This is a genomic window from Actinomadura barringtoniae (assembly GCF_017573505.1).
In the GTDB taxonomy this organism is placed as follows: domain Bacteria; phylum Actinomycetota; class Actinomycetes; order Streptosporangiales; family Streptosporangiaceae; genus Spirillospora; species Spirillospora barringtoniae.
The window spans coordinates 133,881-154,653 of sequence record NZ_JAGEOJ010000011.1 but is presented as its reverse complement, the minus strand read 5'-3'; the positions used below and the strand labels follow the sequence as shown (position 1 = coordinate 154,653).

24 protein-coding genes are annotated in these 20,773 nt (G+C 70.5%); 5 read left to right on the top strand and 19 right to left on the bottom strand.

Annotated features, from left to right (window positions below; genetic code table 11):
* Positions 1-276: 276 nt before the first annotated feature.
* Genes J4573_RS26765 through J4573_RS26755 form a run of 3 tightly spaced genes read right to left on the bottom strand, consistent with a single transcriptional unit; the run spans position 277 to position 3,651 of the window.
* Entirely contained in the window at positions 277-1,158 is an 882-nt protein-coding gene (locus J4573_RS26765; protein WP_243773619.1) for an aminoglycoside phosphotransferase family protein, read from the bottom strand.
* Positions 1,159-1,207: 49 nt separating this feature from the next.
* The gene (locus tag J4573_RS26760) at positions 1,208-2,794 is read right to left on the bottom strand and encodes a pyridoxal-dependent decarboxylase (RefSeq protein WP_208258619.1); all 1,587 of its coding nucleotides are present in this window, start codon (positions 2,792-2,794) and stop codon (positions 1,208-1,210) included.
* Complete coding sequence (locus J4573_RS26755) at positions 2,791-3,651, bottom strand: class II glutamine amidotransferase (RefSeq protein ID WP_208258618.1); 861 nt, start codon at positions 3,649-3,651, stop codon at positions 2,791-2,793. The genes J4573_RS26760 and J4573_RS26755 overlap by 4 nt, the downstream gene beginning before the upstream one ends.
* 173 nt (positions 3,652-3,824) lie before the next feature.
* Here J4573_RS26755 and J4573_RS26750 point away from each other — a divergent pair, with 173 nt between their 5' ends.
* Both J4573_RS26750 and J4573_RS26745 read left to right on the top strand, forming a co-directional pair.
* A complete protein-coding gene (locus J4573_RS26750; protein ID WP_208258617.1) occupies positions 3,825-5,147 on the top strand; it encodes a dihydrolipoyl dehydrogenase family protein in 1,323 nt (440 codons plus the stop codon).
* Positions 5,148-5,238: 91 nt separating this feature from the next.
* The gene (locus J4573_RS26745; protein ID WP_208258616.1) at positions 5,239-6,216 is read left to right on the top strand and encodes a pirin family protein; all 978 of its coding nucleotides are present in this window, start codon (positions 5,239-5,241) and stop codon (positions 6,214-6,216) included.
* Between the two features lie 168 nt (positions 6,217-6,384).
* Here J4573_RS26745 and J4573_RS26740 read toward each other — a convergent pair whose 3' ends face one another.
* The 4 genes from J4573_RS26740 to J4573_RS26725 all read right to left on the bottom strand — a co-directional run bounded on the left by J4573_RS26740 (position 6,385) and on the right by J4573_RS26725 (position 10,314).
* Positions 6,385-7,683, bottom strand: coding sequence for a cytochrome P450 (locus tag J4573_RS26740; protein ID WP_208258615.1), 1,299 nt, complete (start codon positions 7,681-7,683; stop codon positions 6,385-6,387).
* A 1-nt stretch (position 7,684) separates the two neighbouring features.
* Complete coding sequence (locus J4573_RS26735; RefSeq protein ID WP_208258614.1) at positions 7,685-7,885, bottom strand: ferredoxin; 201 nt, start codon at positions 7,883-7,885, stop codon at positions 7,685-7,687.
* On the bottom strand, positions 7,882-8,529 hold the full coding sequence (locus tag J4573_RS26730; protein WP_208258613.1) for a TetR family transcriptional regulator: 648 nt from the start codon (positions 8,527-8,529) through the stop codon (positions 7,882-7,884). Before J4573_RS26730 ends, J4573_RS26735 begins: the two co-directional genes overlap by 4 nt.
* A 69-nt stretch (positions 8,530-8,598) precedes the next feature.
* On the bottom strand, positions 8,599-10,314 hold the full coding sequence (locus J4573_RS26725) for an alkaline phosphatase family protein (protein ID WP_208258612.1): 1,716 nt from the start codon (positions 10,312-10,314) through the stop codon (positions 8,599-8,601).
* Between the two features lie 257 nt (positions 10,315-10,571).
* Between J4573_RS26725 and J4573_RS26720 the strand changes: the two genes are divergently transcribed.
* The gene (locus J4573_RS26720; RefSeq protein WP_208258611.1) at positions 10,572-11,060 is read left to right on the top strand and encodes a hypothetical protein; all 489 of its coding nucleotides are present in this window, start codon (positions 10,572-10,574) and stop codon (positions 11,058-11,060) included.
* A 25-nt stretch (positions 11,061-11,085) separates the two neighbouring features.
* On the opposite strand, the gene J4573_RS26715 is transcribed toward J4573_RS26720, so the two are convergent.
* The 10 genes from J4573_RS26715 to J4573_RS26670 form a co-directional block, all read right to left on the bottom strand.
* Positions 11,086-11,460 (bottom strand): gas vesicle protein K, encoded by a 375-nt coding sequence (locus J4573_RS26715; RefSeq protein WP_208258610.1) that lies wholly within the window; start codon positions 11,458-11,460, stop codon positions 11,086-11,088.
* Positions 11,457-11,666, bottom strand: coding sequence for a gas vesicle protein (locus J4573_RS26710; protein WP_208258609.1), 210 nt, complete (start codon positions 11,664-11,666; stop codon positions 11,457-11,459). The genes J4573_RS26715 and J4573_RS26710 overlap by 4 nt, the downstream gene beginning before the upstream one ends.
* Positions 11,666-12,433 carry a GvpL/GvpF family gas vesicle protein gene (locus J4573_RS26705; RefSeq protein ID WP_208258608.1) on the bottom strand — a complete coding sequence of 256 codons (768 nt, stop codon included), beginning with the start codon at positions 12,431-12,433 and terminating at the stop codon, positions 11,666-11,668. The genes J4573_RS26710 and J4573_RS26705 overlap by 1 nt, the downstream gene beginning before the upstream one ends.
* Positions 12,430-12,816 (bottom strand): gas vesicle protein, encoded by a 387-nt coding sequence (locus tag J4573_RS26700; RefSeq protein WP_372442891.1) that lies wholly within the window; start codon positions 12,814-12,816, stop codon positions 12,430-12,432. Before J4573_RS26700 ends, J4573_RS26705 begins: the two co-directional genes overlap by 4 nt.
* 13 nt (positions 12,817-12,829) lie before the next feature.
* Complete coding sequence (locus tag J4573_RS26695) at positions 12,830-13,090, bottom strand: gas vesicle protein GvpO (RefSeq protein WP_208258607.1); 261 nt, start codon at positions 13,088-13,090, stop codon at positions 12,830-12,832.
* 1 nt (position 13,091) lies between these two features.
* Positions 13,092-13,337 (bottom strand): gas vesicle protein GvpG, encoded by a 246-nt coding sequence (locus tag J4573_RS26690; protein WP_208258606.1) that lies wholly within the window; start codon positions 13,335-13,337, stop codon positions 13,092-13,094.
* A 3-nt stretch (positions 13,338-13,340) separates the two neighbouring features.
* Positions 13,341-14,087 carry a GvpL/GvpF family gas vesicle protein gene (locus tag J4573_RS26685; protein ID WP_208258605.1) on the bottom strand — a complete coding sequence of 249 codons (747 nt, stop codon included), beginning with the start codon at positions 14,085-14,087 and terminating at the stop codon, positions 13,341-13,343.
* Complete coding sequence (gene gvpJ, locus J4573_RS26680; RefSeq protein ID WP_208258604.1) at positions 14,084-14,536, bottom strand: gas vesicle protein GvpJ; 453 nt, start codon at positions 14,534-14,536, stop codon at positions 14,084-14,086. The genes J4573_RS26685 and gvpJ overlap by 4 nt, the downstream gene beginning before the upstream one ends.
* Positions 14,537-14,578: 42 nt before the next feature.
* Positions 14,579-15,175, bottom strand: a complete 597-nt coding sequence (locus J4573_RS26675; protein ID WP_208258603.1) for a hypothetical protein — start codon at positions 15,173-15,175, stop codon at positions 14,579-14,581.
* 90 nt (positions 15,176-15,265) lie between these two features.
* Complete coding sequence (locus J4573_RS26670; RefSeq protein WP_307796910.1) at positions 15,266-16,171, bottom strand: YihY/virulence factor BrkB family protein; 906 nt, start codon at positions 16,169-16,171, stop codon at positions 15,266-15,268.
* Positions 16,172-16,381: 210 nt separating this feature from the next.
* Between J4573_RS26670 and J4573_RS26665 the strand changes: the two genes are divergently transcribed.
* Together J4573_RS26665 and J4573_RS26660 are read left to right on the top strand one after the other, a co-directional pair.
* On the top strand, positions 16,382-17,197 hold the full coding sequence (locus J4573_RS26665) for an SRPBCC family protein (protein WP_208258601.1): 816 nt from the start codon (positions 16,382-16,384) through the stop codon (positions 17,195-17,197).
* Between the two features lie 37 nt (positions 17,198-17,234).
* The gene (locus J4573_RS26660) at positions 17,235-18,317 is read left to right on the top strand and encodes an SRPBCC family protein (RefSeq protein WP_243773617.1); all 1,083 of its coding nucleotides are present in this window, start codon (positions 17,235-17,237) and stop codon (positions 18,315-18,317) included.
* Between the two features lie 7 nt (positions 18,318-18,324).
* On the opposite strand, the gene J4573_RS26655 is transcribed toward J4573_RS26660, so the two are convergent.
* Together J4573_RS26655 and J4573_RS26650 are read right to left on the bottom strand one after the other, a co-directional pair.
* Positions 18,325-19,008 (bottom strand): response regulator, encoded by a 684-nt coding sequence (locus J4573_RS26655; protein WP_208258600.1) that lies wholly within the window; start codon positions 19,006-19,008, stop codon positions 18,325-18,327.
* Positions 19,005-20,660 carry a sensor histidine kinase gene (locus J4573_RS26650; RefSeq protein ID WP_307796908.1) on the bottom strand — a complete coding sequence of 552 codons (1,656 nt, stop codon included), beginning with the start codon at positions 20,658-20,660 and terminating at the stop codon, positions 19,005-19,007. The genes J4573_RS26655 and J4573_RS26650 overlap by 4 nt, the downstream gene beginning before the upstream one ends.
* Between the last annotated feature and the right edge of the window lie 113 nt (positions 20,661-20,773).

Here is a 20,773-nt window from a genome sequence, read left to right as displayed (position 1 = left end):
TCCGCCGATCCCCAGGATGACCGAGACCCGCCCTTTCGCGATCTCCGGAGCCCGCGGCGGGTCAGCGACCGTTGTTCCGGCGCCGTATCGTGATGATGCCTGCGACAACGAGCAGTACGGGAAGAATGAGTCCCCACATGAGCCAGCCGTTCATGGGTGGGCTTGTCCTCTCTGACCGGGCGGCAACGACGATGATCGACCTTTGAGGTCGATGGGGCACAGCCTCGACCGTCAGCGCCCGGCGGAGATCACCCGTACCGGATGAGTTCGGATGCCTCAGCCCTCTTCCAGGACCGTCCGGATGACGTGTCGGGCGTTGTGCGCCATGGCCGGGTTGGTCGTGCGGTAGTACGGCAGCGCGATCAGGGCCTGGGACAGCGTCCGCCCTCGTCCGCGCCTCCACGTTGCGTCGTCCACTCCGAGCGCTTGGCGGAAGACTTCCCGTGCATCGGTCGGCAGCAGATTCCACGCCGGGAACAGATCGCAGGCCGGATCGCCGATGCCCGTGCATCCAAAGTCGATCACTCCGGTCAGCCTGCCGTCGTCCACGAGGAGGTTGCCCGGCATCAGGTCGGCGTGCAGCCACACCGGCGGCCCGTCCCAGTCCGGGGCCGCGAGAGCGTCCTCCCAAGCGGCGGCCACGGCATCGCAGTCGATGCCTTCCTGCGGGATCCCGCGCAGTTCTTCGATCGCCGCGCTGGTCGACGCGTCCAGCAGAGTGAGCGGGCCGCCTCGGTAGGCCTTCGGCGCTCCCGGCAGGACGATGCCCCGCATTACCGTCACGAACGCGGCCAGGTCCTCAGCCAGCTTGGAGTCTCGCACCGCCCCGGCCTCGGGGTTCTCGCCCTCCAGCCACCGGTACACCGACCACGGCAACGGATACTCGTGGGTGGGATCGCCGGCGCCGAGGACTTCGGGAATGGCCGTGGGCAGTCGGCCCGCGAGGCGAGGCAGCCACTCCTGCTCCAGCGACACGCCCTTGACCCCGGCCTCCACCAGCGGCAGGCGAACGACCATGTCCTCGCCCAGCCGGTACATGGCGTTCACCGTGCCGCCGGAGGGAAACCGTTCCAGACCCAGCTCCGCCCACTGCGGAAACTGCGCGGCGACCAATCGCCGCACCAGACCCTCATCGATCGGGACCATGTCGGCGTGCATCTGACCCGCGCTCATGACGCATCATCCGATCGCCGAAGGTAAGCGCACGTCAAACACATTTGCGGCCGGCAGCGCCGGCCGGGTAGCCGTCGGCCTTCAGGGCTGCCACGAACTCGTCGATCACTTGCTGGGTGACGTGGGGCATCAGGTAGATGTGGCTGAAGTCGCGCTGCACGCCGTTCACATTGAGGGGGACGCAGGCCAGGCAGTAGGCGTCCACCACCTGTTCGGCGGGCTGGCGGAACCAGACGCTGAGGGAGTTGGGGGTGTGACCAACCTCCAGGTGGGGGCCCAGGTCGCGCAGTCGGTCGGCGGCGTAGTCGGCCAGGCGGAGGGCGCTGACGATCTCGGTGATGTGGTCGACCTCCGAGCGGCGGGCCAGGTGGTTCCACATGGCGATGGCCGCCAGGCCGCTGCGGGAGCCCGCGAAGGTGGTGTCCGGGGAGGCGATGACGGCCGGGTCGTTGGGCGGGGAGATCTGCCTGCCGATCTTGGATAGGTAGACGCCCGTGGGGAACGGCGCGCCCGGGTACTTGTGGCCGCTGGTGACGATCGAGGCGACTTCGGGGACGCGGAAGTCGAAGACCGGGGGCCGCCAGGGGTGCTGCCCGAGGTCGTGGGCCTTCTCCACATAGGGCAGGTACGCGCCGCCGAGCGCGGCGTCCACGTGGATCCAGTAGCCGTCGCGGATGTCGTAGACGTTCGGGTCGGCGGGGTCGTAGTGGACCTTGCGGCGGACGAGGTCGTGCTTCTCGAAGATGGGGCGGAGCCTCGCGCAGGCGCCTTCCACGTCGTCGCAGGCGCCCTTGAACGTGCTCCCCACGTTGAAGCAGACCAGGATCGGGTGGCCCTTGGCCGCGAAGAAATCGACGAGCGCGGCCAGGGCGTCGATGTCGATCGTTCCGGGGCCGTCGTCGCCGCCGGTCGAGGGGACACCGACCGGCCAGCCGGCGACCGTCTGCGTCCCTGGGGAGGTCAGGGGGCACTCGCCCGGGTAGCGGTCCGCGCCCATGTCGTAGAACGCGGCGATGTCCAGGACGTTCATGCCCTTGAGGTGGGAGTAGTGGGTGTCCTGCGAGAAGAACGCCACCGGCGTGTAGGCGTTGGGGCCGTCGTCGGGGTGTGAGGCGCGGGTGTAGGTCGTTCGGGAGACCTCGCCGTCGCCGATCGTGATGCGGTCCCCCACCAGGGCGTTGCCGTCGAGGTAGTCGCGGGCGTTCCAGAGCGCGTAGAGGTTGCCCTCGGTGCTGCCCATCGACAGCACGTAGCCCCAGTAGTCCTCGTCGGAGGCGTTGCTCCGGTCGGCGGGGATCGAGGCGTGCCAGAGGCGGGCGTAGTAATCCAGGACCGCGCGTTCCAGCCAGCGTGAGTGGACGGTGAAGCGGCCGTCCACGAACGGGTCGCCCGCGTTGTTGATGTGGTGCCGCAGGAACCGGCCGAGCGTCTGCGCCTCGGAGAGGCCCTGGCGGACCTGGTAGCCCATGGCGCGGGGAGCACGCCGGTCGTAGTAGGCCGACAGCTTGTCCAGCGCGGCATGGCGTGCCTTGTGGGTCATGCCGGCCGGGCTGATCTGGAAGTCGGCGTCGGTCGGGTCGCCGGTCGGGCCGTCGGTCTGGATCAGCTGCTCGGTGGTCACGATGCGACTCCCTCGGGGTGGAAGGCGAACGCCCCGTCCGCGCCGGTCAAGTCTTCGAGGCGCAGCGTGCGGGCGGGCTCGTCGAACGGGAACAGGGACGTGGCCTCCAGCCCGTCCACGATCAGGAGTTCGCCCGGTTCCAGCAGGCGCCAGTCGGGGTCGTCGTCCAGCGGCTGGCTGGCCACCAGATAGGCCGGCACCTTCGGGCCCACCTCAAGGCGTACGTCGCCGGTGCCGAGTGAACGGGTGGAGCCGAAACCGCCGCCCTCGGGCGACAGCGCCCACAGCTCGCGGTTGTCGGGATAGCGCAGTGCCCACAGCTTGCGGGGCTCGGCGAGGACGAGGTTCAGCGAGAAGATCGGCACCCGTGCGCCCAGCCGCCGGACGGCCTCGATCAGTCCGGTGGTCGTGTCGCCGTGCCGCTTGATCTGAGCGGTGATGAACGCGAAGACGAGCTCGGAGTCGGTGCTGCCCTCGACGTGGGCGCGGTCGACGTCGGTCAGCCACGAGTCGATGAGGTCCAGCCCCTGGACGAGGCCGTTGTGCGCGAAGAGCCGGTCATTGATGTCGAACGGATGGGTGTTGTGCACGTCGAGCGCGCCGGTCGTCGCGTACCGGATGTGGCTGACGAACGTGTGGGAGATGACATGCCTGGCCGCGGAGGCGAAGTCGTCGTTCTCGAACGCCGCGACCGGCGCCCTGTCCCGTACGGGCTCGTCGCCCAGAGAGAACCAGCCGAGGCCGGTCCCGTCGGGCTGCTGATGACTGAGCCGGGTGAGGCTGCTGGACGACTCCAGCAACCAGAACGACGTCTCCACTCGCGGTCCACCAGTGGTCATGGCGAATAGCCGGCACATCCGACCCGCTCCTTCCTGCCCCTGGTTACCGACAGTAATCAGAGGGTTCGTGAAGAGCCATGGTCGATGGGACCTAGTACCCCTTTTCATCTGCGGTTCCTCGGGTGAGGATGACGCTGTCCCTGGCCGCGAGGTCGCCGGGCCGTGAGGTCGCCGACCGTGAGGAGGTCCCCATGACCGACTTCGATGTCATCGTCGTCGGCGGTGGCTCGCCGGGCGAGCACTGCGTCGGCGCGCTGGCCGACGGCGGGCTGCGGGTGGCGCTGGTCGAACGCGATCTGGTCGGGGGCGAGTGCTCCTACTGGGCGTGCATCCCGTCCAAGACGCTGCTGCGCCCCGGGGAGGCGGTGCACGGCGCCAACGACGCGGCGGCCCATGCCCAGGTCGACGTGGCGGCCGCGCTGGCCTGGCGTGACTACATGGTGTCGGACTACTCCGATGCCGGGCAGGAACGCTGGCTGGCGGGCAAGGACGTCGCTCTGCTGCGAGGCACCGGCAAGCTCGCGGGCACCGGCGTCGTCGAGGTCGACGGCGTGCGGCACACCGCTCAGGACGTCGTGCTGGCCACGGGCTCGGATCCGGTGATCCCCGACGTTCCGGGTCTGCGCGAGCTCGGCGGCGTCTGGACCAGCCGCGACGCGACCGGTATGAAGGACGTCCCGGCGCGCCTGGTCGTCCTCGGCGCCGGGCCGGTCGGCATCGAGATCGCGCAGATCGTCCGGCGGCTGGGCGGCGAGGTCGTTCTCGTCGCGGGCGCCAGGGTGCTGGGCCGCGAGCCCGCTCCCCTGGGCGAGGCGCTCGGTGAGGTGCTGCGGGCGGACGGCATCGAGGTGATCACGGGAGTCCACGCGACCGGCGCCCGCCTCGAGGGCGACGACTACGTTCTGGCGCTCGAGGACGGCAGCGAGGCACGCGGCGAACGGCTGCTCGTGGCCACCGGGCGCAGGCCGCGCGTGACCGGGCTCGGCCTGGAGACGGTCGGCGTACGGGCGGACGCGCACGGGATCCCGGTCGACAAGCGGCTGCGGGCCGGTGAACGCCTCTGGGCGATCGGCGACGCGACCGGCGTCCGCCTGCTCACCCACGTCGGGAAGTACCAGGGCGAGGTCGTCGCCTCCAACATCCTCGGCGAGGTGCGCGAGGCCAATTACGACGCCGTCCCGAACGTCGTCTACACCGACCCGCAGGCGGCCTCGGTCGGCGCCGCCCAGGGCAGGTACAGCGCCACGGTCCCGGTCTCGGAGGTGGCCAAGGCCGCCGCCTACTCGCGCGCCGGAGGCACCGGTTTCCTGACGATCCTGTCCGACGGTGAACGGCTCGTCGGCGCCTACGCGCTCGGCCCCGAGGCCGGTGAGTGGCTGCAGCAGGCGACCCTGGCGATCCGCGCCCGGATCCCGCTGGCGGTCCTCCGCGACACCATCCAGCCCTTCCCCACGTTCTCCGAGATCTACGTGGAGGCGCTCAACCGCCTGGCCACCGCAATCCGCAACAGCTGACCGCACCGAGGCTCGGGTTGTTAGGCCGAACGGCCTTCTCCTGGTCTGATGGCAGCGGCACAGTCGTCGTGCGCAGATTGAGGAGAACCCGATGAGCAACCTCGAAGCCAAGCCTGTCGAAACGGTGTGCGGTGAGCCCGACGGCCCGGAGGGGCCCGCGGTCGAGGTGCTGAAGGCCCGGGAGGTGCCGCTCGGCGGTGTCCGCGCCATGCGGGTTCGGCGCACGCTCCCCCAGCGCGCCCGGTCGCTGATCGGCGCGTGGTGCTTCGCCGACCACTACGGTCCTGACGACATCACCGACACCGGCGGCATGGTCGTTCCGCCGCATCCGCACACCGGGCTGCAGACCGTCAGCTGGCTGTTCGCCGGGGAGGTCGAACACCGCGACAGCCTCGGCTCGCACGCCCTGATCCGGCCGGGCGAGCTCAACATCATGACCAGCGGGCAGGGCATCTGCCACTCCGAGGTGTCCACCGAGCGGGAGCGGACGCTGCACGGGGTCCAGCTCTGGGTCGCGCTGCCGGACGCCGCCCGCCACGGCCCGCGCGACTTCCAGCACTACGCCCCGCCGCTGGTCGAGCTGGACGGCGCGACTGCCCGGGTGTTCCTCGGCGAGCTCGCCGGCAGTGATTCGCCGGTACGGACGTTCACACCGCTGCTCGGCGCCGAGCTGACCCTCCAGCCGAGGGCGGAGGTCACCCTGGAGGTCGATCCCTCGTTCGAGCACGGCGTACTCCTCGACAGCGGCGCGGTGACGATGGCGGGCACGGACCTTGCCCCCGCCGACCTCGGCTACCGGGAGCCAGGGACGTCCGACCTCACGCTGGCCAACCCGGCGGACGAGCCCGCCCGGATGCTGCTGCTCGGCGGGCCGCCGTTCGGCGAGGAGCTCGTCATGTGGTGGAACTTCGTGGGCCGCGGCCACGAGGAGATCGTCGCCTTCCGGAACGCCTGGGAGGCCGAGTCCGACCAGTTCGGGCGGATCGACGGCTATGAGGGCACCCCGCAGCGTCTCCCCGCACCCGCCCTCCCGGCCACCCGCCTCAAGCCGCGTTCAACACCCCGGTGACACATCAGACGAATCACGGGCGACCAGGCCGGTGACGCGCGGCTGCGTCTACGACGCTGGACGGCGCCGCCAGGGTCCTCGACCTGGTCGGCCTGGAGACCGACCATCTCGCCCATGTCCGGCTCTGCGAGTGCGAGTTCACGCGGATCAAGGACCCGCCGACGTCGTTCAGTTCGTCGACGACCTCAGGTTGGAGAAGGTCACCGTCAACGGGAGCGTCCGGGGACCGCGGACCTGACCGGCCGCCCAGGTCACGGCCGCGGGGTCGGCCAGCTCGAAGTCCGGGATCCGTTCCAGCCAGGTCTCGAGCGCGACGCGCAGTTCCATCCGGGCCAGGTGCGAGCCGACGCAGCGGTGGATGCCGAGCCCGAACGCCGCGTGCCGGTTGACCTCGCGGTCGATGACCACCTCGTCGGCCCGGTCGAACTGCGCCGGGTCGCGGTTGGCGGCCGGGAACGACAGCAGGATCCAGTCGTCGGCCTTCATGTCGACGCCCTGCCACCGCATGTCGTCGCGGACCAGCCGCGCCATCGTGACCGGCGCGTAGACGCGCAGCAGCTCCTCCATCGCGGTCGGCAGCAGCCCGGGCTCGGCGACCAGCCGCCGCCGGTCCTCCGGCGTCCTGGCCAGGTGCCACAGCGAGGCGCCGATCGCGCTCCACGTCGTGTCGATGCCCGCGATGAGCAGCAGCGACATCGTGCCGGCGACGTGGTCGGGGTCGAGCTTGCGGCCGTCGAGCTCGGCGTTGATCAGGTAGCTGGTGAGGTCGTCGCGCGGGTTGTCGACGTGGTCGCGGATCTGGGCGAGCAGGTAGTCGAACAGCAGGTTCATCCGGCCGATGCGCTCGTCGACCGGCAGGTTGATGCCCTCCAGCGCGTTCTCCACGAACTCGCGGAAGCGCGGGCCGTCCTCGGGCGGGAAGCCGAGCATGTCGGCGATGACGCGGGTCGGGATGTGCTGGGCGTAGTCGCGGGCCGCGTCCACGACGTCGCGGCCCTCGACCTCGTCGATCAGGCCGTGGCAGAACGCCCGCGTCGACTCCTCCAGCTTGGAGACCGCGGACTTGGTGAACGCCGGGAGCAGCAGCCGGCGCGCGCCGTGGTGGAACGGCGGGTCGGAGGAGATCGGCGGCACGGCGCCGACCGGCGCCATCTCGGGCGGCGGCCGGAAGTTGCTCATCACGACCGACCGCGAGGAGAACCGGTCGGAGTCGTAGGCGATCGCGGCGACGTCCTCGTACCGGGTCGGCAGCCAGCCGCCGCCGAACCGGTCGGTGTGCGCGATCGGGCAGCGCTGCCGCAGCTCGTCCTGGATCGGGTACGGGTCGGCGGCCCACTCGGGTTCCAGGTGGGAGAAGTCGGTCGCCCAGTCCGAGACGGGACCGGTGACGATCTCGTTGCGGGTGCCGAGCGGCCGCTCCTCGCGCCCGTCCCGGAAGGTCTCGCCGAACCGGTCGTCGGTGGTCATCTCACGCCTCCTTCTGGACGATGACGGCACGTTCGGGGCAGTTGGCGGCGGCCAGCCGCGCGTCCGGTTCCTTGTCCTCGGCTACGACGCCGTCGCCGAGGACGGTCCCGTAGCCCTCGTCGTCCTCCCCGAACAGGCCGGGTGCCAGGTCGTAGCAGCGGCCGTGCCCCTGGCACTTTCCCGTGTCGATCTCGACTTTCACCGCGTCTCTCCCGTCTGGTTCGTGCTCGTCCGTGTCGTGGATTGCGCCACCGTGGACGCCGCCGGTGCGAGCGCGGCGACGACGCGGGTGAGCAGTGCCGTCCACTCCCCGTCGTCGACCGCGTGCAGGTCCGGCGTGACGAGCTCGCTCCCCATCGCCAGCAGCAGGCAGAACTGCGCGAGCGCCTTGGGCGACAGGGCGGGGTCGAGCTCGCCCGCGAGCTGCCCCGCGGTCACCAGCCCGGCCAGCCAGTCGGCCTTCTCGCCCATGTAGTCGCGCATCTGCCGGGCCACGTCGTCGTCGCGCCGGGCCGCCACCAGCGCCTCGACGATGAGGTTGCCGCGCACGTCCCGCCCGTGCGGGAGGGAACGCCCGGCGATCAGGAGCACTTCGGTTATCGAACGGTCCGGATCCTCGGCGAGCAGGTCGGCCAGCAGCCGTCGCCCGTGCGCGCCGAGCGCCGCCACCAGCAGCTTCGCCTTGGAGTCGAAATGGGCGTAGAGGGCGCCGTTGCTGACGCCCGCGGCCGCCGCGATGTCGGCCACGCGCGTGCCGTCATAGCCGCGGTCGGCGAAGACGTCGGCCGCGGCGCGCAGCAGCCGTTCCCTGGTCTCCGCGGCGGTGACGCCCGATATCCGGCCCATACCTCAAATTAAAAGAGTGTTCATTTGAGACGTCAAGAGTGAGCCTGGGAACGAGCGGGACGGACAGGATCAAGAAAAGGCGGTCAGGAACCGGTCGCGGAAGGCGCTCATCGGCCACACCGGGGCGTCGTGGCCCGGCCTCAGGCCGTCCTGCCAGCCCCAGCCCGAGATGCGGTCGAGGACCGCCTTGTCGTGGGCGACGATCGTGATCGGCACGTCCCGGCTGGCGCCCTCGCCGGTCACGATCGGGGCGGGCTGGTGGTCGCCCAGGAAGACCAGGACCAGGTTCTTGTCGCCGTACTTCTCGACGTAGGAGATCAGGCTGTCGACCGAGTACTGGATCGAGCGGCGGTACTCGGTGCGGACCCGGCCGGGGTCGCGCCAGACGACGTCGGGCTTCTCCCCCTGGCCCGGCATGCTGTCGTAGACCGAGCCGTCGCCGACGTCCTGCCAGCCGATCATGTGCGGGATGGGCGCCCACGGCATGTGGCTGGACAGCAGCGGGATCTCGGCCATGAGCGGCGCGTGGCCGGGCTTGGCGCGTTCGGTCCGCTGGAACTCCGCCAGCGTGTACTGGTCGGGCATCGTGGCCCAGCTGAAGTTGGGCCCGTGATAGCCCATGTCCCGGTCGGCGTAGATCTTGTCGTAGCCGAAGAACCGGCCCTCCGGCCAGGTCCTGGTCACGCCCGGGACCACGGCGACGCTCCGCCACCTGGCCCGCTGGAACGCCTTGTTGAGCGTCAGCCGGTCGCTGGCGACCACCGCACGGTAGCGCTGCTGGTTGTTGATCCACAGCCCGGACAGCAGGGTCGAGTGCGCGAGCCAGCTCCCGCCGCCCGCGGTGGGCGAGGTGAGGTAGCCGCTGCGCGCCGAGAAGCCGGCCGCGGCCAGGCGGCGCGTCCCGTCGTCGAGCGTCGCGTCGACCGCGGGCGCCATCGACGGGTCCTCGACGGCGCTGCGCCCGTAACTCTCGACGAACGCGAGCACGACGTCCTTGCCGCGCAGGCCGGTCAGCAGTTGCGAACCAGGGGTGTTCCGGAAGGCGTCCACCGAGGCCTGCTTGGCGAACTCCTCGCGGTCCTGGAAGCTGTGGGTGACCTGCTTGGCGTGGTCGAACGCCAGGTGGGCGGCGCCGTAGGAGGCGAGCGGCGCGCTGAACGCGGCGCCGACCAGCCAGATGACCGTGAGCGCCGCCGCCGCACGCATTGCCTCCATCCGGTGCCGCGCGACGATGCCGCTCAGCCGTACGGCCGAGAGGGTCATCAGCACCAGGACCGCCACGGCCAGCACGACCACCCCGACGACCACGACGGTCGCCCCGGTCTCGCCCATGGAGGAGTCGAGGAACTCCACGGCGGGCCGTACCAGCACCCAGTCCAGGATCGGGTCGAACTTGCGCGCCAGAACCGAGTCGAAGCCGATGTCGGTGACCTTGACGATGGTCAGCAGGCCCAGAAAGGCGCCCACGAGCGCCGCGACGGGCTTTCGTGCCCTGCCCGGTAGCAGGAGCACCACGCAGACACCGGCGATCGCCTCCACCGGGACGCGCAGAAACGCCCCGGGCGAATAGCGGCCGAGTTCGCTCGGCGCGAGCAGGGCGAAACCGACGAGCAGGCACGCCGAAACGGTCGCCGTCCAGCCGGCGACGCGGCGCAGCCTCGGTCGCGAGCGCCCCGTTCCGGCCGCGCCGTCCCCGCCGTTCTTCTCTTCAGGCTCGCCGAAGTCGCCCGGGGTCTCTTCCGGTGCGTGCTTCGGGCGGCCGAACGTCGTCAGGTCGTCCCCCACACAGACACACAAGCTATACGTCTGGGAGGTCGGAGTGGTTCAAACAGAACCGCCGGAATGCCCGAAAGAAAACACCCGGAGTGTTATGTCTTTGATGGCGTCTCCGCGTGGTGTGTGAAACAGTCCTATCTCGAAGCCGCCCGTTCTCTAGCCCTATGGGAAACATGCCTGCGGATCGCGTGATTACAGAAGCGAACACCGAAAGCCTCAGGAGATCCCGACCCGCCGCCGATGACGTCCGCCGCCGCGTGGTGGAAGTGGTCAGCGACACGACCCGGCTACAGCTCCCGACCGACCATTCGGCGCTCGACCTCTACCTCGCGCTGCTCCAGGACCGGCTGCCGGTCTACGTCGGAACGGTCTCCGAGGTGCTCGGGCGGGTCGGTCAGGGTACGGTCCGGGAGAACCTGCGGGACGCGGCCCGGGCCACGATCGACTTCTACTGCCAGATCCTGGCCGCCAAGCTGGCCGTGATCGCCGATCCCCTGCAGGTCGCCCGGCTCCGCCAGGTCCTCCTGAAGCGCGGCATGGGCCAGCACCAGGCGGAGGAGAACGTGGCGCGCTACCTCCGCCTGGAGCGTGACGCCGGCGGGGTGGGAGCCGGTGTCGAGCCCGGCGCGGTCGCCCGGCTGCTCATCGGCGCCTGCATCAACTACGCGTTCAACCGGCTGCTCATGGGCGAGAGCGAGATCCCCGAGCGCGGCGAGTACGCGGCCGACATCGTGCGCGGCATCAGCCTCGGCTGACGTCCCCTCTGACGTCCCCTCTGACCTACGCCTCGGGCAGGAGCGGGCCGAGCGGGCCCAGGTCGAGGTTGAGGTCGGCGGCGTCCAGGCCGAAGTGATCCTTGAGCTTGGCCATGGCCTCCTCGAGCCGCATCAGCGCCAGCCCGACCTCCTCGACCTGCTCCTCGGTGAGCGTCTCGCTCTCGACGCGGCGGATCGCCTGCCGTTCCATCAGCTGGCGGATCAGTTCCACGACCGTGAGGACGAGCTTCACCAGGTCCCGTTCGACGTTCTCGGGGTCGGACCGGATCCGCTGCATCACGCCCGTCGAGCCGGGCGTCGAACGGATCGGGCGCGCGGCCATCGGGGCGTCCCGTTCCTGGGGCAGATGCCCCTGCGGCAGGGAACCTTCGGGGGTCATGGGACCTCCTTGGTGAGCTCTTCGCGCACCGTGGTGATGAGGGCGCGCAGTGACACGTGCACAAGGTCCACGTCGGCGATGGTGATGACGACGTCGCCCGCGATGACGACGCCGCCCGCCAGCAGCCGGTCCAGCAGGTCGACCAGCGCGACGCGCTCGGCCGGCACGCTCCCCGGCCCGGACCCGGTGTCGACGGTGACGGTCATCAGGTCTCGTCGATGAAGGAGTAGGGCGGCCACGGCCCGGTGACCTCGAGGCCGATGCCGGGCAGGCGCGTGTCGACGTCCTGGACGACGGCCAAAAACGGGTCCACCTGGGCCTCGTCGAGCAGGTAGGCGACGTTCAGGATCTGGACGCCCTCGTGCTGGGACAGGCGCGGGTCCTGCGCCGGGTGCTGCCTGCTGGCGACCGAGTAGTCGGCCAGCTCGGCGTGCACGGCCTCGGCCTGCGCGATGCGCCGGCGGCTGCCGTCCTCGACCCGGTTCCGCTGCGCCTGCCGGCGGCGCAGGTAGGCCGTCCCGGTCCCGCCGCCGGGCTGGGGCTCGGGTTCCGGCTCGGGTTCGGGTTCCGCGTCGGGGTAGGCGTAGGCCTTCACGCCCCACTCCGAACGGCCGGTGATGCTGTCCAGCGCCCGCCCGAAGGTCTCCTTGCGCTCGACCAGTACCTCGGCCACGCGGGCGTCGTCACGGTAGAGGGTGGCGATCCGCACCGGAACGGTCGGCGCCCAGCGCGCGGCCCGGTCGACCACGTCGTGGTGCGCCCGCGCGGTCTCCTCCAGGAACGTCAGGTCCTCCAGGTTGACGCGCAGCGCCTCCTCGCCGAAGTCGTCGGTCCGCACGGTGCTGACCAGCGCGGTCAGCCCGGCGGCGGACACGGCGCGGACGGGCGACCCGCTCACCCCGGCGACGCCGATCATCCGGGCGTTCTCCACGTCCCGCGCGACGCCGTACAGGTAGACGGCGGTATCGGTCACCGTTCCACCTCCTTCTTGGTCCCGTCACCCGCCTCCAGAGCGGCGATGCGCTCGCGGAGGCGGTCGTTCTCCTCAAGGACGCGCTCGTGCTCGCCGCGGCCGTCGACCTCCTGGCGCCGCGCGGCGCGCGACGACAGCGACGGGTCGTGCTCCCACCAGTCGATCCCCATCTCCTTGGCGCGGTCGACGGAGGCGACCAGCAGCCGCAGCTTGATCGTCAGCAGCTCGATGTCCAGGAGGTTCACCCGGATGTCGCCGACGATGACGATGCCCTTGTCGAGGATGCGTTCGAGCAGGTCGGCCAGGTTGGTGGTGCCGCCGCGCGCCTCGGCCATCGAACGGGCCGGCGAGCGGGCCCCGGTCCAGGAGATGTCGTCCGTCACGTTCTCACTTCCTCTAGTTCTCTCGGCCGACCTGGCCGCGCGTGTAGCGGCGGAGGCGCCGGTAGGAGACCAGGTCGCCGTCGCCGTCGACGTCGCACTGGTAGACGGCGAGGATGTCGGCGGAGTCGGGGATCCGGTGGATCTCCACGATCTCGACCGTGACGCGCCAGCCGTCGTCGTGCCGCTCAGCCCCGATCACGCTCTCGGCGTCGCGGCCGGTGAGCTCGGTGACGTGGTGGACGGCTGCCTTGGCGGCGTCGGCTGCGCTCAACATCTCAGGCTCCCTGAGTCCGAGTGCGGCCGATGGTGAGGCGCTGGATCAGCTCCTCCTCACGCTCGGCCGCCTCCTCCTCGGTCATCTCACCGGCGGCGACCGCGTCGGCGAGCTGCTGCATCTCGGCCATGACGGCTCCCGGGTCGTACAGCCGGCCCTCGGCCTCCTCCTGGAGCACCTCGGCCAGCCAGACCACGCCGCGCACGGGTGCGAGCGGAAGGGTCACCAGGCCGCTGAACAGACCCATGGCTCATCCCTCCGGCACGAAGTCATAGGGCGGCAGCGGGCCGATCAGCCGCAGCTGGATCCGCCCGGCGTGCGCCTGCCCGAGCTCCTCGACCGCCTGCACGAAGTCGTCCTGCTTGGCACGGTCGATGAGGAACGCGGCGTCGACCACGTCCTCCTCGCGCGCCGGCGTCTTCGCCGAGACCGCCACGGCGGCCGGGGCCAGCGGTTCGAGCAGCGCGCGGGCATCGCCCTCGCGGCGTGCGTCCAGCGCCTGCGCGATGAGCTCGCCCAGCCGGACGCGGTCGTAGTACGCCGCGTCGGCGGCGTCGGGCGGGACGTCGCGGACCCGCTCGTTCAGCTCGGCGATCGCGGGCTCCTGCTGCATGACCTCGCGCAGCACGTTCTCCTGCACGTAGGTGCCCTTGAGCCGCATCTCCAGCCGCCCCTCGAGCTGGTCGAGGATCTCCTTGAACCGGCCGGCGTTGCCGGCGAGCAGCTCCTGCTCGACGGCCTCGCGGCTGTTCAGCGCGGCGCCGAAGCGGAACGGGAGGACGACCGCGCCCGCCACCAGCAGCGCTTCGAGGACCTGCTGGTAGGCCATGAGGTCGGCGCGTTCGCCCAGCGGGCGTCCGGCCGGAAGTTCACTGACCACCGCGGCGACGTCGCCGTGGGCGACGAGCTCGACCGGATGGCCGTCCAGGCCCTTGGCGTCGCCGGGAACGTCGGTGCCCGCGCGGGCGACTCCGTAGATGTAGAGGGGGGCGGTCATTCGTCCTCCTCCTTCTTGCTGCGGCTGCTGCTCCGGCGCGAACGGGCCGGCTGCTTCTCCTCTTCCTCGTCGGAGGAGCCGAAGGCGTCCTTCAGTTTCTCTCCGGCGCCCTCGAGCGCGCCCTTGGTCTTGCTGCGGGCGCCCGACTCGGTCATGTCGTCGATCATCTGCGGCAGCCCCTTGGAGGTGCCGTCGTGGGCGATGTCGAGGCGGTTGACCGCCTCGGCGAACCGCAGGTAGGTGTCCACGCTCGCCACGACGATCCGGACGTCGATGGTGAGGATCTCGATCCCCACCAGGGAGACCCGGGCGTAGATGTCGATGACCAGGCCCTTTTCCAGGATCAGGTCAAGGACGTCGGCGAGGCTGCTGCCTCCCCCGCCGCCACCCCCGCCACCTCGTTGAACCGTGCTGGTACCCGAAGTCTGCTGGGCGATCGGCCCGCTCATGTGCGTCACTCCTTGTAGGTCTTGGTGTCGTTCTCAGTGCCTTCAACGGCGCTTGCGCGCCTTGCGGGCGGCCCAGACGGCCGCACCCGTTCCGACGGCCGCACCCGCGGCGGCGGGGACGACCCGCAGGAGCTTCTGCAGCGACAGAAGCTTCGTCAGGCCGACGACCTTCTGCGGCACCGCGGTCAGCTGCTTGGCCGTGGCCTGCACGCCTTCCCCGGCGGTCTTGGCCGTGTCCTTGGCCGCCGCCTTGGTGGTGTCGGTCGCGGCCTTGGCCGTGCTCCCGGCCGCCTTCGTCGTGTTCTTCGCGGAGGCGGCGGTGCCCTTCGCCGAACGGGCGGTGGTCCTGCCCGATCCGGCGGCGGTCTTGGCGGCCGTCTTCGCCGTCGTCCTGCTCGTGTTCTTGGCCGACGTGCCGGTGTTCTTCGCGGAGGTCGTCGTGCCCTTGGCCGAACGCGCCGTGCGCTTGGCCGCGCCCTTCGCCGAACCGGCCGCCGCCCGGGTCGCGCCTCGCCTGGAGGAGCCGGAGGAGTTCGTCGAGGAACTGGAGGAGTTCGTCGAAGAAGTCGTCTCCGACTTCGGCGTGCTCTTGCCGTTGTCGTTGCCGGTGCCCTTGCTCGGGCCCGTGGGGGTGTCCATTCGTGCGTCCTTCCAGTGATGCCATGCCCCGGGGATGTGTGTTCGAGTACCCGAACGTCCGCCCGCAAACATGGGTGCGCTTTCAGGTCGTCAGTTCCCGGTGTCGCTCAGGTCGTCGCGATCGCTGATCTTCGTGGTGTCGCGCGGTTCGGCGAAGACCTCGCTCTCCTCGGGCACGCCCTCCTCGATCCGGCGGACGCGCATCAGCTCGGCGTCCAGTTCGGCGCCGAGCAGGATCGCCAGGTTGGAGAACCACATCCAGATCAGGAAGATGACGATCGCCGACAGCGCGCCGTAGGTCTTGTTGTAGGAGCTGAAGTTGGCGACGTACACCGCGAACGCGGCCGACGCGGCGATCCACACCACGATCGCGAACACGCTGCCCGGGGCGATCAGACGCCAGCCGGACTGGCGGACGTTCGGCGCCGCCCAGTAGAGCGTCGCGATCGCGACCATGACGACCAGCAGGACGACCGGCCACTTGGCGATCCCCCAGACCGTCACGAACGCCGAGCCGAGCCCGAGCACCTTCCCGGCCTGCTCGGCGAAACGGCCGGTAAAGGTCACCGCCAGCGCGCTCGAGCCGATCAGCAGCACCATCGCGAGAGTCAGCAGCAGCCGGAGCGGCGCGAGCTTCCACATCGGCCGGCCCTCGGGCATGTCGTACAGCGCGTTGATCGCCCTGATGAACGCGGCGACGTACTTCGACGAGGACCACAGCGCGACCGCGAGCCCGATCGCCGCGAACAGCCCCGCCGTCGGCTCGGTGCCGCGCAGGTTCTGCAGCAGCGAGATGAGGATGTCGCGGAACTGGCCGGGTGCCAGCTGCCGCACGTTGTCGATGAGCGTCTGGGTGCCCGAGACGCCCGACAGCCCGACCAGCGACACCACCACGATGAGCGCCGGGAAGAGCGACAGGACGCCGTAGTAGGTGAGGGCCGCGGCCCAGTCGGCGAGATTGTCTCGCTGGAACCCCACGACGACGCGCTTGAACACGCTCCACCACCCTGGGCGGGAAGCGGCTTTGTTGGACATGGGATTCGCCCTTCTCGATGGAAGGCGGCTCTATACCCGGCCCGCGTCGCCGTACGCGAAGCACCGCGCTGTCCGGGAGGTCACGCGTCGCCATAACCGGGGCTCTGTTTTGTCCGCATTTGCCGGGGTAGCTGGCGCACTGACCCGGATCGACGATGAGGTGACGCGAACATGAACTTCAGGACCGGGGCGCTCGCCGGAGCCGCGGCGGGCGCGGCGGGCTACCTGAGCATCCGCACGGCATGGCACAGGCTCAAAGGACGAGCCTTCGGCGCGCTCGTCGCGCGCTGGGAGGCCATGCTCGACCGGGCAGTGCGCAGGCTCACCGCCAAGGCCGAGACCGGTGGGCCGCTGGTGAAGGGCGCACTGGCCGGAGCCAAGGCGCTGGCGGAGGGGAAGTCCCCGCTGCGCGCCGTGCTGAGCGCCGGCTGGACCGCCTTCAAGGCCGTGCTGTCGGGCATCTTCGGCGGTGGCAAGAAGGTCAAGGTCACCTCCATCGTCGAGGAGGTCGACGTCGGCGCGCCGCGGCGGCTGGTCTACGACCAGTGGACGCGGTTCCAGGACTTCCCCACGTTCATGAAGAAGGTCGTGAGCGTCGACCAGCCCGACGACGAGAAACTGCACTGGAAGGCCAAGATCTTCTGGTCCAACCGGACCTGGGAGTCGACCATCATCGAGCAACTCCCCGACCGGCACATCGTGTGGCGCTCCAAGGCACCGAAGGGGCATGTCGACGGCACGGTGAGCTTCCACGAGCTCGACCCCGAGCTGACCCGCGTGGTGCTGGTCCTGGAGTACCACCCGAAGGGGCTGTTCGAGCGCACCGGCAACCTGTGGCGCGCCCAGGGACGGCGTGCGCGCGTGGAGCTGAAGCACTTCCGCCGCCACGTCATGACCCAGAGCGTGCTCGACCCGGACGGCATCGACGGCTGGCGCGGCGTGATCCGTGACAGCGAGGTCGTCAGGCCCCATCAACCCGCATCGTGACTGCCGGAATCCGGCGGAGGTACGAGGTATTCAGATCATGAAACTGCCCACTGACAAGATCGCGGCACATCTCCCGGGACACAAGACGTCCACCATGGGCCGCATCGCCAAGAACCTGCCCACCGACGCGCTCAAGAACGTGCACATCCCGGGCGGACGCACCGCCGGCGCGGCCGGCGGCGCGCTGGTCGGCATGGGCGCTGCCGTCGCCGCCACCAAGGCCGCGAGCCGCCTGAACGAGCGTCGCCACAGCAACGGCGGCGAGAGCTCCTCCGGCTCGTCCTCACCCGCGCGTACCGAGGACAAGGACGCCGACGCCGACGCGTCCGACCAGGTCGAGGCGCAGGACGAGCAGGACCAGGACGAGCAGCAGGACGAAGGGCAGGAGGGCGAGAAGAAGCAGGGCTTCTTCGCGCGCCTGTTCAAGCGCGGCAAGGGCGGTGGCCAGACCGGCGGCAAGAAGCTGAAGGTCACCAACATCATCGAAGAGGTCGACGTCGGCGCGCCGCGGCGGCTGGTCTACGACCAGTGGACGCGGTTCCAGGACTTCCCGACCTTCATGAAGAAGGTCGTCAGCGTCGACCAGGCCGACGACGAGAAGCTGCACTGGAAGGCCAAGATCTTCTGGTCCAACCGGACCTGGGAGTCCACGATCGTCGAGCAGCTTCCCGACAAGCGCATCGTGTGGCGTTCCAAGGCGCCCAAGGGGCACGTGGACGGCGCCGTGTCGTTCCACCGCGTCGCGCCGAACCTCACCCGCGTCCTGCTCGTGCTGGAGTACCACCCGCAGGGGCTCTTCGAGCGGACCGGCAACCTGTGGCGCGCGCAGGGGCGTCGTGCGCGGCTGGAGCTCAAGCACTTCCGCCGGCACGTCATGACGCAGAGCCTGCTCAACCCCGAGGACGTCGAGGGCTGGCGCGGCGAGATCCGCGACAGCGAGGTCGTGAAGACGCACGACGAGGCGGTCGAGGAAGAGGAGAAGGCACTCAAGGAGGGCGGCGAGGACCGCTACGAGGAGACCTTCGACTCCGACGCCGATGCCAAGTCCGACACCAAGGCCGACACCAAGACGGACGCCAAGACGGACGCCAAGGAAGAGGCGGCCCAGTCGGCCAAGTGAGGCGCGGTCACCGGTCGGCCGGTGGCGTGACGAAGCGGACCTCGGGCCTGCCGACCTGGCCGTAGTTGGGTTTGCGCAGGGCGAGCCCGTTGTCGGCGAGGTACTCCAGGTACCGGCGGGCGGTGACCCGGGAGACCCCGGTCAGGTCCGCGGCCGCGGCCGCGGACAGCCCGTCGGCGGCCTCGCTGAGGGCGTCGGTGATGGCCTGCAGCGTCTCGCCGCTGAGGCCCTTCGGAAGGGCCTGCTGGTTGGGGGTGCGCAGTGTGGCGAGCATCCCGTCGACCTCGGCCTGGCCGGTGACCTCCCCCGACCTCGCGGCGCTCTCCCTGAAGCGTGCGTAGCGCTCCAGCTTGTCGCGCAGCGAGGCGAAGGTGAACGGTTTGAGGAGGTACTGGACGACGCCGACCGACACGGCGGCGCGGACCACCGTGAGGTCGCGCGCCGAGGTGACCGCGATGACGTCGACCGGGTGGCCCGCCGCCCGCATGGCCCGGCACACCTTGAGCCCGTGGGTGTCGGGCAGGTAGAAGTCGAGCAGGACCAGGTCGGCCTGCTCGCGCTTGAAGAAGCGCAGCGCGTCCGCGCCCGAGTGCACGACGCCCGCGACCTCGAACCCGGCGACGCGTTCGACGTACTGCCGGTGCGCCTCGGCGGCGACCGGGTCGTCCTCCACGACCAGGACCCGGATCATGCCGACCCGACCTTGGCGAGCGGGAGCCGTACGGTGAAGACCGCGCCGACCTCGCGGCGGACCTCGACGGCGCCGCGGTGGCGGCGGACGACCTGGCCCACCAGAGCGAGCCCGAGGCCGCGGCCGACGGGGCCGTCCGCCGACTTGGTGGTCCAGCCGCGCCGGAAGATCGTCTCGACGGCGCCGGGCTCCACGCCCGGGCCCGTGTCGGCCACCTCGATCACCAGCTCACCGTCCTCCGTGCGGGCGCTCACCGTCACGCGCGGCGGCTCGGCCCGTTCCGCGCCCGCCGGGCTTGACAGGGCCGCGGCGTCGACGGCGTTGTCTATCAGATTGCCCAGCACCGTGACCAGGTCGCGAGGCTCGATCGCGCCCTCGATGCCGTCCATGGCGGTGTCGTCGGCGATGACCAGCTCGACGCCGCGTTCGCTGGCCGTGGTGGCCTTGCCGAGCAGCAGCGTCGCCAGCAGCGGCTCGGTGACGGCGCCGACGACGCGGTCGGTGAGCTGCTGGGCGGTCTCCAGCTCGGCGGTCGCGAACTCCACGGCCTGCTCGGTCCGGCCGAGCTCGACCAGCGAGACGACCGCGTGCAACCGGTTCGAGGCCTCGTGCGCTTGTGAACGCAGCGCCTCGGCGAACCCCTGGGCCGTGTCGAGGCGGCCGGTGAGCTCCTGCAGGTCGGTGTGGTCGCGCAACGTGACGACGTTGCCCATCGGGCGGCCGTGCGACAGCACCGGCGAGGTGTTGACCACCACCACCTTGGTGTCGCCCACGTGGATCTCGTCCGAGCGCGGCTCGGCCGACACCAGGGCCTCGGTGAGCTCGGCGGGCAGCCCCAGCGCGTCGGCCGCCAGGCCACGCGGGTCGGAGGTCAGGTCGAGCAGGTCCAGCGCCGCGTCGTTGCAGAGCACGATCCGGCCGTCCCGCCCGACCAGCACCAGCCCCTCCCGGACGGCGTGCAGGATCGCCTCGTAGTAGTCGAACATGCCGCGCAGCTCGTCGGGGGCGACCCCGCGCGTCTGGCGGCGCAGCCGGCTGCTGACCAGGTAGCTGCCGGCGATCCCGGCGGCCAGCACGGCCATCGCCACCGCGACCAGGACCAGGAGCCGGTTGCGCAGCTCGGCCGAGATGGCGTGCACGGTGATCCCGACCGCGACCAGGGCGACCACCCGGTGCGAGTCGTCGAAGACCGGGGTGACGGTCCGGACCGAGGGCCCCAGCGTGCCGGTGTAGGTCTCGGTGAACGGGTGACCGGCCAGCGCCCGGCTGGTGTTGCCGAGGAACCGGTGCCCGATCTCGGCGGGGTTCGGGTGGGTGTACCGGATGCCCTGCGGGTTCATGATCGTGATGAAGTCGACGCCGGTGTCGGCCCTGACCCGTTCGGCGAACGGCTGGAGCCGCACGCTCGGGTCGGGCGTGGCCAGCGCGGCCCGCAGATCCGGGGCGTCGGCGAGGGTGGTCGCGACGACGCTGACGGTCGCGGTGGCCCGGGCGTCCGCCGAACGGCGCGCGTCGAGATAGCCGAGCGTCGCGCCGATCACGACGAGCACGGCGACGATCCCGGCCTGCAGCGCGAGCAGCTGCCGGGCCAGGCTCCAGCGCCTGACGTGCGCCGTCAGCCGGCCGGCACCGTTGGTCCTCGTTCTCCCCACCCACCTCCATCAGGCATTTCGTACGTGAACGAAATGTACACAAAGGTGACCCGGGTCACACAAGGCCGGATAGTCGGGGCGCGTCAACCAGCCCAGGAAGGCAGGAACCCCCG

Bases quoted from the DNA above. Each gene is read 5' to 3' on its own strand.
- J4573_RS26665 (WP_208258601.1), top strand. From the start codon at position 16,382: ATGAACTTCAGGACCGGGGCGCTCGCCGGAGCCGCGGCGGGCGCGGCG.
- J4573_RS26695 (WP_208258607.1), bottom strand. From the start codon at position 13,090: ATGTTGAGCGCAGCCGACGCCGCCAAGGCAGCCGTCCACCACGTCACC.
- J4573_RS26765 (WP_243773619.1), bottom strand. From the start codon at position 1,158: ATGCACGCCGACATGGTCCCGATCGATGAGGGTCTGGTGCGGCGATTG.
- J4573_RS26685 (WP_208258605.1), bottom strand. From the start codon at position 14,087: ATGACCGCCCCCCTCTACATCTACGGAGTCGCCCGCGCGGGCACCGAC.
- J4573_RS26655 (WP_208258600.1), bottom strand. From the start codon at position 19,008: ATGATCCGGGTCCTGGTCGTGGAGGACGACCCGGTCGCCGCCGAGGCG.
- J4573_RS26740 (WP_208258615.1), bottom strand. From the start codon at position 7,683: ATGACCACCGACGACCGGTTCGGCGAGACCTTCCGGGACGGGCGCGAG.
- J4573_RS26715 (WP_208258610.1), bottom strand. From the start codon at position 11,460: ATGACCCCCGAAGGTTCCCTGCCGCAGGGGCATCTGCCCCAGGAACGG.
- gvpJ (WP_208258604.1), bottom strand. From the start codon at position 14,536: ATGAGCGGGCCGATCGCCCAGCAGACTTCGGGTACCAGCACGGTTCAA.
- J4573_RS26710 (WP_208258609.1), bottom strand. From the start codon at position 11,666: ATGACCGTCACCGTCGACACCGGGTCCGGGCCGGGGAGCGTGCCGGCC.
- J4573_RS26730 (WP_208258613.1), bottom strand. From the start codon at position 8,529: ATGGGCCGGATATCGGGCGTCACCGCCGCGGAGACCAGGGAACGGCTG.
- J4573_RS26745 (WP_208258616.1), top strand. From the start codon at position 5,239: ATGAGCAACCTCGAAGCCAAGCCTGTCGAAACGGTGTGCGGTGAGCCC.
- J4573_RS26675 (WP_208258603.1), bottom strand. From the start codon at position 15,175: ATGGACACCCCCACGGGCCCGAGCAAGGGCACCGGCAACGACAACGGC.
- J4573_RS26660 (WP_243773617.1), top strand. From the start codon at position 17,235: ATGAAACTGCCCACTGACAAGATCGCGGCACATCTCCCGGGACACAAG.
- J4573_RS26755 (WP_208258618.1), bottom strand. From the start codon at position 3,651: ATGTGCCGGCTATTCGCCATGACCACTGGTGGACCGCGAGTGGAGACG.
- J4573_RS26690 (WP_208258606.1), bottom strand. From the start codon at position 13,337: ATGGGTCTGTTCAGCGGCCTGGTGACCCTTCCGCTCGCACCCGTGCGC.
- J4573_RS26750 (WP_208258617.1), top strand. From the start codon at position 3,825: ATGACCGACTTCGATGTCATCGTCGTCGGCGGTGGCTCGCCGGGCGAG.